This is a genomic window from Nitratidesulfovibrio liaohensis, from assembly GCF_011682075.1.
GTDB lineage: Bacteria > Desulfobacterota > Desulfovibrionia > Desulfovibrionales > Desulfovibrionaceae > Cupidesulfovibrio > Cupidesulfovibrio liaohensis.
Window position 1 is genome coordinate 1 of record NZ_VSMK01000437.1, and the last position, 2,194, is coordinate 2,194.

Consider the following 2,194-nt stretch of genomic DNA (forward strand, 5'->3'; position numbering starts at 1 on the left):
CGGCCCGGCCCGGCCCCATCGGCGGCCAGCACGGTGCCGATGCGGGCGGCGTCCGCTCCAAGGGGGCTCTGGCGCAGCACGGCAAGGGCGGCGTCGGCCTTTTCCTGCGGCAGGATGCAGATCAGCTTGCCCTCGTTGGCGAGATACAGCGGGTCCAGACCGAGGAACGAGCACCCTTCGCGCACGGCATCGCGCACGGGGATGTCCCGTTCCGCGATGCGCATGACCACGCTCGACTGCCCGGCGATTTCGTTCAGGGTGGTGGCAAGGCCGCCGCGCGTGGGGTCGCGCAGCACGTGGATGTCGCCCACCTCCAACAGCAGCCGCTCGGTCAGCCCGTTGAGCGCGGCGGAATCGCTGCGCACATCGGCGGAGAAGTTCAGCCCTTCGCGGTGCGACAGGATGGTCAGCCCATGGTCGCCCATGCTGCCGCTGATGATCACGGCATCGCCCGGCTTCGCGGAATGCCCGCTGGGCGAGGGGTTCACGATGATCTCGCCGATACCGGTGGTGTTGATGAACACTTTGTCGGCCATGCCGCGCGGCACCACCTTGGTGTCGCCGGTAACGATGCACACCCCGGCCTCGCGCGCGGCGTTGCCCATGGAAGCGACGATGCGCTCCAGCACCTCCATGTCCAGCCCTTCTTCAAGGATGAACCCGCAGCTCAGGTAGCGGGGCCGCGCGCCCAGCATGGCCACGTCGTTGACGGTGCCGTGCACGGCCAGCGTGCCGATGTCGCCGCCGGGAAAGAACAGCGGATCCACCACGTAGCTGTCGGTGCTCATGGCCAGCGGCCCGGTCAGATCCAGCCGGGCGGCGTCGTCCAGCGTGCGCAGCACGGGGTTGTCGAAGTGTTTCAGGAACAGCTCGCCAATGAGCCGGTGCGCGGCCTTGCCGCCGCTGCCGTAGTCGAGAAGAAGCGTATCCCCGGCCATGCGATCAGGCCTCCACGTTGTACTTGAAGTAGGCGGCGCAACTGCCCTCGGTGGAAACCATGCACGGCCCCACGGGCTTGGCGGGCGTGCAGGCCTTGGCGAACAGCGGACAGTCGCAGGGCTGCATCTTGCCCTTCAGCACGTCGCCGCACTTGCAGCCCGCGATGGGCCTGGCCTCGGGCAGGGTAAGGCCCAGACGGGCCATGGCGTCGTATTGCTCGAACTCGGGCCGGAACACCAGACCGCTGCCGGGAATGCAGCCGATGCCGCGCCACAGGGCGTCGGCGGTCTGGAACACCGTGTCCAGAATCTCTCTCGCGCGGGGGTTGCCCGCGTCGTCCACGGCCCGGCGGTAGGAATTGACGATGGCGAATTCGCCCGTCTTGCGCTGCTCCACCATGATCAGCAGGGCCTGCAGGATGTCCACGGGGTCGAACCCGGCGATGATGCCGGGGGTGTGGAATTCGTCGGCCACGAAGCGGTACGGCTCCATGCCGAGAATGGTGGACACGTGCCCCGGCAGCAGAAAGGCGTCCACGGCGCAGTCCGGGTCGGCCAGCAGGGCACGCAGCGCGGGCGGCACCAGCTTGTGGAACGAGAGCACGCAGAAGTTGGTCAGCCCCTGCTGCCGCGCCATCAGCACCGTGGCGGCCACGGTGGGGGCGGTTGTCTCGAAGCCGATGCCCAGGAACACCACGGTGTCGCCGGGGTTGTCGGCGGCCAGTTTCAGCGCGTCGTGGGCGGAGTAGACGATCTCCACCCGCGCGCCCTTGGCCTGGGCCAGCTTCAGGTTGTCGCCGCCGGGGCCGGGCACGCGCATCAGGTCGCCGAAGGTGGCGATGATCACGCCGGGCTTTTCCGCCAGTTGCAGATAGGCGGCCACCTCGCTTTCATGGGTCACGCACACCGGGCAGCCCGGGCCGGACAGGTGCTTGACCCCGGCGGGCAGCAGCGGGCGCATGCCGCTCTGGAAGATGGCCACGGTATGGGTGCCGCACACTTCCATGAAGCGCAGGGGGCGGTCCAGTTCGCGGTGCAGCCGTTCGATAAGGCCGCGGGAAAGGTCCGGATCCTTGAAGGCCGTGGAGAAATTCACGCTCACGTTGGTCTTCCTGCCTGTCGCTGCGTCGGCGGTGCACCCGGGTGGGCCGCTGTGGGCCGAACCCTGCGGGCCGCCCGCCGGACGATGATGCGCCGCCGGGCCGTGGACCGGTCAGGCGCGACGCGACGGCGGTACCGCCCCAAGGGCATGGCCC

Annotated in this window: 2 protein-coding genes; both read right to left on the reverse strand. The window is 69.0% G+C overall.

Annotation, left to right across the window (positions count from 1 at the left end; genetic code table 11):
• On the reverse strand, window positions 1–938 hold a 938-nt coding region (hypE, locus tag FVW27_RS13635), incomplete at its 3' end, for a hydrogenase expression/formation protein HypE (protein ID WP_167126015.1).
• A 4-nt stretch (window positions 939–942) separates the two neighbouring features.
• The gene (gene hypD / locus FVW27_RS13640; RefSeq protein WP_167126018.1) at window positions 943–2,040 is read right to left on the reverse strand and encodes a hydrogenase formation protein HypD; all 1,098 of its coding nucleotides are present in this window, start codon (window positions 2,038–2,040) and stop codon (window positions 943–945) included.
• Window positions 2,041–2,194 lie beyond the last annotated feature (154 nt).